This is a genomic window from Microbacterium sp. Leaf179 (genome assembly GCF_001423785.1).
Classification (GTDB): domain Bacteria; phylum Actinomycetota; class Actinomycetes; order Actinomycetales; family Microbacteriaceae; genus Microbacterium.
The window spans coordinates 81,536-87,778 of record NZ_LMPH01000007.1 but is presented as its reverse complement, the minus strand read 5'-3'; the positions used below and the strand labels follow the sequence as shown (position 1 = coordinate 87,778).

The following is a 6,243-nucleotide window of genomic DNA, read 5'->3' as shown; positions in this document are numbered from 1 at the left end:
CGACACGCCGATCACCCCACCCCCACGACGGCGCGCCGCCAGCCGGCCCCGCCGTCGTGCACGCCGCCCCGACCCGGCCGTGCCGCGCGACCTCAGCCCCGAGGCGCCGCCGGAGCGCGCACAACCGCGGACGACACAGCCGACACGCCGATCACCCCACCCCCACGACGGCGCGCCGCCAGCCGGCCCCGCCGTCGTGCACGCCGCCCCGACCCGGCCGTGCCGCGCGACCTCAGCCCCCGCTCGACGCGATCATCCAGTCCAACGGCACCGCAGTATCGCGGCCCCGAGGCGCCGCCGGAGCGCGCACAACCGCGGACGACACAGCCGACACGCCGATCACCCCACCCCCACGACGGCGCGCCGCCAGCCGGCCCCGCCGTTGTGCACGCCGGGGCGTCAGTACCGCCGCAGCAGCGCCGCCAGCGCCTGGCCGCCGCCGATGCACATCGTCACGACCGCGTACTCGAGGTCGCGGCGCTGCAGGTCGAGGGCCGCCCGCACCGTCAAGATGGCGCCCGTCGCGCCCACCGGGTGACCCAGGGCGATCGCGCCTCCGTACGGGTTCACCTTCTCGGGGTCGAGTCCGGCGTCGCGGATCACGGCGACCGCTTGAGCGGCGAAGGCCTCGTTCAGCTCGATCACGTCGACGTCGGCGGGGGTGAGCCCGGTCTGCTCCCACAGCCGCTGCAGCGCGAGCACGGGGGCGTAGCCCATGATCTCGGGGTCGACGCCCGCGGTCGTCACGGCCTCCAGGGTGACGAGGCCCGTCAAGCCGCGCTCGCGCACGTCGTCCTCGCGCATGAGCACGGTCGCGGCGGCGCCGTCGTTGATGCCCGACGAGTTGCCCGCCGTCACCGACCCGTCCTTCTCGAATGCCGGGCGGAGCCCCGCGAGCGCCTCCCTCGTGGTGCCGGGTCGCGGATGCTCGTCGACCGAGACCTCGACCGGCCGCTTACCGCCGGTGGTCACGGGCACGATCTCCTCGGCGAAGGCAGCGCGCGCGGCATCCGTCGCCGCCCTGCGCTGGCTCTCGACCGCGAAGGCGTCCTGCTCCTCGCGCGAGACGGAGTACCGGGATGCCACGACCTCGGCCGTCGTTCCCATGTGCCGGCCGCTGAAGGGGTCGGTGAGGATCGCGAGCGTGCCGTCGAGCAGCGTGCGGTCGCCGAGCCGGGCGTTTCCGCGAGCACCGTAATCGAGGAAGGGGGTGCGCGACATGCTCTCGTCGCCGCCGGCCACCGCGACGTCGATGCCACCCCAGCGCAGTTCCTGCGCCGCCGACCAGATCGCCTGCAGGCCCGAACCGCAGAGGCGGTTCACCGTGAAGGCGGGGACGCGGGTCGGCAGCCCCGCAGCGAGCGCGACGCGGCGGGCGTTGTAGGCGTCGGGGCCGTTCTGGGCGATGCAGCCCATCACGACCTCGTCGACGGCATCCTTGTCGACGCCCGCTCGCCGGAGCGCCTCGGTCACGGCCACGGCGCCGAGCTCGAAGGCATCGACGCCCGACAGCGCCCCGCCGAAGGAGCCGATGGGCGTGCGCGCCCCCGACACGACCACGATGCGCGGTGCGGTCATCAGCCCGCCGCCTCTTCGGGGCGCTCCTGGGCGTCGATCACGGCTTCGTCGGGGACGTACCCCGCGATGTGCCGCTCATCGGGGCCGACGTACTCCGACAGGGGCCGGATGAGGGCGTTCGACGCCTGCTGCTCGCGGATGTGCGCCGTCCAGCCGGTGATGCGCGCGGCCACGAACAGGGGCGTGAAGGTGAGCGTGTCGAAGCCCAACAGCGCATACGCCGGACCCGAGGGGTAGTCGAGGTTGGGGTAGATGCCCTTCCGCTCCACGAACTGGCTCTCGAGCGCGTCGTACAGCGCGGCGACGTCGGGGCGGTCGTAGTGGGCGACGAGGGTGTCCAGCGCGGCCTTCATCGTGGGCACACGCGAGTCGCCGCGCTTGTACACGCGGTGACCGAAGCCCATGATCTTGCGCTTCTCGCCCAGGGCGGTGTCGAGCCAGGGGCCGACGTTCTCGGCCGAACCGATCTCGTCGAACACGTGCAGCACGGCCTCGTTGGCGCCGCCGTGCAGCGGCCCCTTGAGCGCGCCGATCGCCCCGACGACGGCGGAGTACAGGTCGCTGAGCGTCGACGCGATCACGCGCGCGGTGAACGTCGAGGCATTGAAGGAGTGCTCGGCGTACAGGATCATCGAGCGATTGAAGGCGTCGACGACGACGGGGTCGGACTCCTCGCCGAACGTCATCCACAGGAAGTTGGCCGAGTACTCCAGGTCGTCGCGGGGCTCGATGAGCTCCTCGCCCCGCCGGCGGCGCTGACCGTACGCGACCACGGCGGGCAGCTGCGCCCACAGGCGGATGCTGCGCTCGAGGTTCTCTTCGGGGGTGCCCACGGCATCCATCACGTTCGCGATGCCCGCGGTCTCGCGCGCGCCGATCACGCTCACGGCGGTGCGCACCTCATCCATCGGGTGCGCCGAGGTGGGCAGCAGGTCGATCGCGGCGCGGACGTCGTCAGGAAGCGCCCGATGCTGACGCTCGACCTGGCGCAGGGCGTCGAGCTGCGCGGCATCCGGAAGCTCACCGTTCCACAGCAGGTACGCCACCGCCTCGAACGGCTGCGTCGCGGCGAGCTCCTGCACGGGGTACCCGCGGTACAGCAGGCTGTTGGTGTCGGGGTTGACCTTGCTGATGGCGGTCTCGTCGACCGTGACGCCGGCGAGGCCCTTCTTGATGTCGGTCATCGTCTCTCCCTCGAGTCGTGCTCGGTTCTACTCTGTCTCACCTCGGCCGCCTACCGGCAACCCACCCGTGTCCCACTTGGTGCAGAAAACAGGCGCATAACCTGCACGGAGTGGGACACCTCGCCGTCGCGAACCCGCCGTGTCCCACTTCGAGCAGAAAACAGGCGCATAACCTGCACGGAGTGGGACACGCTGGCCTGCCGCCGCCTCAGCGCTCGACGGTGAAGTCGAACACGTCGGCGTCGAAGCGCGTGTAGCCCTCGTAGTCGATGAGGTCGTACAGGTCGGCGCGGTGCTGCATCTCGCCGAGCTGCTCGCGCAGGTGCCCCTCGGATGCCAGGGCATCCAGGCCCCGACCGGCGGCGCCCATCGCGAGGCGCAGCAGCGACACCGGCCAGATGACCAGGTTCACCCCGGCGTCCTGCAGCTGGGCGGTGGAGAACAGCTCGCTCTTGCCGAACTCGGTCATGTTGGCCAGGATCGGCACGTCCAGCGCGGTGCTCATCGCCTCGAACTCGCCGAGGTCGCGCATCGCCTCGGGGAAGATCGCGTCGGCGCCGGCGTCGACCAGGGCCTTCGCGCGGTCGATCGCGGCATCCAGTCCCTCGACGGCCCGCACGTCGGTGCGCGCCATGATGAGGAAGTCAGGGTCGCGCCGGGCGTCGACGGCCGCGCGGATGCGCTTGATCGCGGTGTCGGCATCTACGACGCTCTTCCCGTCGAGGTGCCCGCAGCGCTTCGGATTCACCTGGTCCTCGATGTGCGTGCCGGCGAGCCCCGCGTCTTCGAGCGTCTGGATCGTGCGGGCGACGTTCATCGGCTCGCCGAACCCGGTGTCGGCGTCGATGATCGCCGGCAGCTCCGTCATGCGCGCGATCTGCTGCCCGCGTCCGGCGACCTCGGTGAGCGTCGTCAGGCCGATGTCGGGCAGGCCCAGGTCGGCCGAGATGACGGCCCCCGAGATGTACACGCCCTCAAAGCCCTTGCGCTCGATGAGCCGAGCCGACAGCGGGTTGAAGGCTCCCGGCATCCGCACGAGTTCTCCGGATGCCAGCTTCTCGCGCAGCGCGCGACGCTTCTGCTGCGGGGTGGTCTGGGCGTACAGCATCAGCGGGCTCCCTCGGGGGTGTGGAGCTCGCGCACCGGCGGCTCGGGCTTCTCGGGCGCGCATCCGCCGCCGCGCATCAGAACAGCCCCTTCGGGGCGGGGGCCAGGGCCAGCACGCCGGGCTTCGCCACGATCGTGAGCTGCATGACCTCGGCGGGAGTCAGTTCGGGCAGACGCTGCACGAGCTCGAGGAAGCGCTCGATCTCCTCCGGCTGCAGCACGGGTTCGGCGAGCGTGCGGAACTTGCGGATGTAGTCCTCACGCGCGAACGGACGGGCGCCGAGCGGGTGGGCGTCGGCGACGGCGATCTCGTCCTGCACCGTCGAACCGTCGTTCAGCGTGATGACCACGCGGCCGCCGAACGCCTTCTCGTTCGGATCCTCCGAGTGGTAGCGGCGCGTCCACTCGGCATCCTCGGCCGTGGTGACCTTGTGCCAGAGGGCCACCGTGTCGTCCCGGCCCGCGCGCTCCGGCGCATAGGAGTCGACGTGGTGCCACGCGCCGTCCTGCAGGGCGACGGCGAAGATGTACGGGATCGAGTGGTCGAGCGTCTCGCGCGACGCGGTCGGGTCGTACTTCTGCGGGTCGTTCGCCCCCGAGCCGATCACGTAGTGCGTGTGGTGGCTGGTGTGCAGCACGATGGATGCCACGTTCGCGGGGTCGCGCAGGTCGGGACGCTCCGTGCCCAGGCGGCGGGCCAGGTCGATCCAGGCCTGCGCCTGGTACTCGGCCGAGTGCTCCTTCGTGTACGAGTCGAGGATGCCGCGCTTGCTCTCGCCCTCGGCGGGCAGCGGCACGTCGTACGAGGCCTGGGGGCCGTCGAGCATCCACGCGATGACGCCGTCCTCGCCCTCGTAGATCGGCGAGGGACTGGTCTCGCCGCGCATCGCCCGGTCGACGGCCTCGATCGCCATCTTCCCCGCGAAGGCGGGGGCGTGCGCCTTCCAGGTCGAGATCTCGCCCTTGCGCGACTGGCGCGTGGCGGTGGTGGTGTGCAGGGCCTGACCGATGGCCTGGTAGATCGTCTCCTGGTCGAGGTCGAGCAGGGTGCCGATACCGGCGGCCGCGGCGGGGCCGAGGTGGGCGACGTGGTCGATCTTGTGCTTGTGCAGCGAGATCGCGCGCACGAGGTCGATCTGGATCTCGTACGCCGTGGCCAGGGCGCGCACCACGGCGGCGCCGTCACGTCCCGTGTGCTGCGCGACGGCGAGCACGGGCGGGATGTTGTCGCCGGGGTGCGAGTAGTCGGCGGCGAGGAAGGTGTCGTGGTAGTCGAGCTCGCGCACGGCCACCCCGTTGGCCCACGCGGCCCACTCGGGGCTGGAGCGGCGTTCGAGCGCGCAGCCGAACACCGTGGCGCCGGATCCGCCGATCGACACGGCGTGATCGAGTGCCTGCTGGCGCGCGGCGCTGACCGGCTGCCGCGTGATCGACGCGGCGGCGACGGCGGCGTTGTCGATGAGGCGGTTCACGATCATGTCGATCACGTCGTCGTCGACCGCGACGGCGTCGGTGGCGACCCGGGCGAGCGCCCAGGCGAGCTGTCCCTCGCGAGCGAGGTTCTCGTCGCTGCGGTGTACGCGCACGTGGTGGGTGATCGTCATGAGGGGTCCTCCGTGAGGGCTTCGAGGATGGTGGTGAGGGCGTTGTGCAGGTGCACGTGGGTGGCGTGGGCGGCGAGTTCGGGATCGCCGGCGCCGATCGCTCGCGCGATCAGTTCATGCTCCCCGGCGGAGGCCGAGAGGCGGAGGGGGTTGTCGCGTGCCATGCGCCGCACGCGCACGAGGTGGGTGCGGACGCTGCGGAGGGCCGCCGAGAGGTAGGGGTTGGCGACGGCGTCGTCGATCCGGGCGTCGAAGCGCGCGATGAGGGAGTAGTACGCGTCGGCATCGGCGGTGTCGACGGCGGCGAACTCGCCCGCGAGCGCCGTGAAGAGGCGACCGTCGCCTCGAACCGTGGCGCTGCGCGCCGCCTGGGTCTCGAGGGCGCGGCGGAGTTCGAACAGCGCCCGGATGTCGTCGGCGTCGATCCCGGCCACGACGGTGACGCGCGGCGAGGCCTGGGCGACGAGACCATCGGATGCCAGCCGACGTAATGCCTCGCGCAGGGGGGTGCGACTGACACCGAGGCGGGTGGACTGCTCCACCTCGCCGAGGACGGTTCCGGGGGCGAGAGCGCCCGTCTGGATCTCGTCGAGGAGGGTCGCGTAGGCCCGTTCTCCTGCTCGCATACCGCACCCCCTCGTCGTGTATACATTACGCGCCGTTTGGACGGATGGCCAGCCGACAGGAGCCCCCTGGGTATACACACGGCGTCGCCAGCGGGCGGCATCGCGGCCGCCCTCTCGCTCACCGCCGCACCGCTCGGCATCCGC

General features: G+C 71.6%; 5 protein-coding genes. All 5 read right to left on the bottom strand.

Annotated elements, in window-relative coordinates; all coding sequences use genetic code 11:
* Nucleotides 1-399 precede the first annotated feature (399 nt).
* Nucleotides 400-1,578: a thiolase family protein gene (locus ASF96_RS16255; RefSeq protein ID WP_055941031.1), complete on the bottom strand. Its 1,179-nt coding sequence runs from the start codon at nucleotides 1,576-1,578 to the stop codon at nucleotides 400-402.
* Nucleotides 1,578-2,762 carry a bifunctional 2-methylcitrate synthase/citrate synthase gene (locus tag ASF96_RS16250; protein ID WP_055941027.1) on the bottom strand — a complete coding sequence of 395 codons (1,185 nt, stop codon included), beginning with the start codon at nucleotides 2,760-2,762 and terminating at the stop codon, nucleotides 1,578-1,580. The genes ASF96_RS16255 and ASF96_RS16250 overlap by 1 nt, the downstream gene beginning before the upstream one ends.
* A 208-nt stretch (nucleotides 2,763-2,970) precedes the next feature.
* On the bottom strand, nucleotides 2,971-3,870 hold the full coding sequence (gene prpB, locus ASF96_RS16245; protein WP_055941024.1) for a methylisocitrate lyase: 900 nt from the start codon (nucleotides 3,868-3,870) through the stop codon (nucleotides 2,971-2,973).
* A gap of 76 nt (nucleotides 3,871-3,946) precedes the next feature.
* Nucleotides 3,947-5,473: an MmgE/PrpD family protein gene (locus ASF96_RS16240; RefSeq protein WP_055941021.1), complete on the bottom strand. Its 1,527-nt coding sequence runs from the start codon at nucleotides 5,471-5,473 to the stop codon at nucleotides 3,947-3,949.
* Nucleotides 5,470-6,099 carry a GntR family transcriptional regulator gene (locus ASF96_RS16235; RefSeq protein WP_055941018.1) on the bottom strand — a complete coding sequence of 210 codons (630 nt, stop codon included), beginning with the start codon at nucleotides 6,097-6,099 and terminating at the stop codon, nucleotides 5,470-5,472. Before ASF96_RS16235 ends, ASF96_RS16240 begins: the two co-directional genes overlap by 4 nt.
* Nucleotides 6,100-6,243: the final 144 nt, after the last annotated feature.